Raw genomic sequence first — 1,530 nt, forward strand, 5'->3', positions numbered from 1 at the left:
TGGTGAATTCCAAATATTCTTTATATTCAGTGGGTAGTAATTTAATCATGGCACATAACTTTTAAATAAGGGGCGCAGATACGTGGGGCATAATGGCGAAGCCGCCCCGCGTATAGGCGTCCCAGCGAACGAAGTGAGTGACTTGATTTTTTTGTTATGTGCGTCGCCACTTACAGCGCTATTTTGCATTGAGTTTGCCGATTTCTTCTTGTGAAATTGCCCAAATGTGAACCCGCTCTAATTTCACTTTGCTGAGAGTAACCGCGATGATAAACGCAACAGGGGTAAGAATATAAGTTAGTGGGGTGAGGCCCAGCATGTAGCAGCCGAAAATATGAAGCAATGCGCCAATAGCGCCTACAGGAAGCCTATACTTTAAGCTATACATTTGTCCGGTAAATCGAGCAAACAACCCAATTGATGCTGGCGGGACAGCAAGCATAATGATAATTGCTGCTCCCATTTGTGAAATGAAAAGATAAAAAACAAAGCCGACAAATGCGCCGATGAATGCCCCTAATAGTCCTTGCACCGGTTTTTGCTTTGCGTTTAGTTCTTGTAACGCTGCTATCATTTCTTCATTAGTGAATCTCACAAAATTTCCTTATTTTCAAATTGACTCAAGCACATAACTTTAAGCTAAGGGGCGCAGATACGTGGGGCATAATGGCGAAGCCGCCCCGCGTATAGGCGTCCCAGCGACCGAAGGGAGAGGCTTAAGCGTTTTGTTAGGCGTACAACTGAAAGTACGCAGCTTTGCTGCCACCACTAGTCCTTTAGCCAGCTTGTTTAAATTATTGAATTTAAGATAAAACAACCCTGTGCGAAATGCCAGATGTTAACAATATTGCTGGATAAAAGAGCGAGTTTAAAAAGCTGGTGATGTTGAATATAGGCGTTGGGGTGTTGATGAAAAGCGGGTTGCTAAAGACGTTGAAACTACCGAAAAAGCAAGCCGTAAAGACAACCTAGCGAAACAACCTTTATGTTGGAATGTCACGACTGAACCCACTTTTTATGCTGTAAGTAAATGACGCCTAACACTAAGCTTTGGGGCGCTAGCACGTGGGCTAAAATCCGAGCGAAGCGAGCCAGCCCACGTGTTAGCGTCCCAGCGACCGAAGGGAGTGCCAACAGCGTTTTGTTAGGCGTACAAAGGAAAGTACGCAGCTTTGCTGCCACCACTAGCCGATAAGGCCACTTATTTAAATTGTTGAAATTAAGATAAAACAACCCTGTGCGAAATGCCAGATGTTAAGGACATTGCTGGATAAAAGAGCGAGTTTAGAAAGCTGGTGATGCAGAATGTTGGCGTTGTGATGTTGATTAAAAGCGCGTTGCTAAAGCCGTTGAAACTACCGAAAAAACAAGCTGTAAAGACTACCTAGCGAAACAACCTTGATGCTGGAATGTCACGTCCGAACGTACTTTTTAATGCTGTAAGTAAATGATGCCTAACTTTAAGCTAAGGGGCGCAGATGCGTGGGGCATAATGGCGAAGCCGCCCCGCGTATAGGCGTCCCAGCGACC

At 44.9% G+C, this 1,530-nt stretch carries 1 protein-coding gene; it reads right to left on the minus strand.

Features of this window, described 5'->3' with window-relative positions:
• Positions 1-178: 178 nt before the first annotated feature.
• A complete protein-coding gene (locus tag KYS23_RS20560; protein ID WP_218398306.1) occupies positions 179-595 on the minus strand; it encodes a hypothetical protein in 417 nt (138 codons plus the stop codon).
• Between the last annotated feature and the right edge of the window lie 935 nt (positions 596-1,530).

Source organism: Alteromonas lipotrueae, assembly GCF_019249255.1.
In the GTDB taxonomy this organism is placed as follows: domain Bacteria; phylum Pseudomonadota; class Gammaproteobacteria; order Enterobacterales; family Alteromonadaceae; genus Alteromonas; species Alteromonas lipotrueae.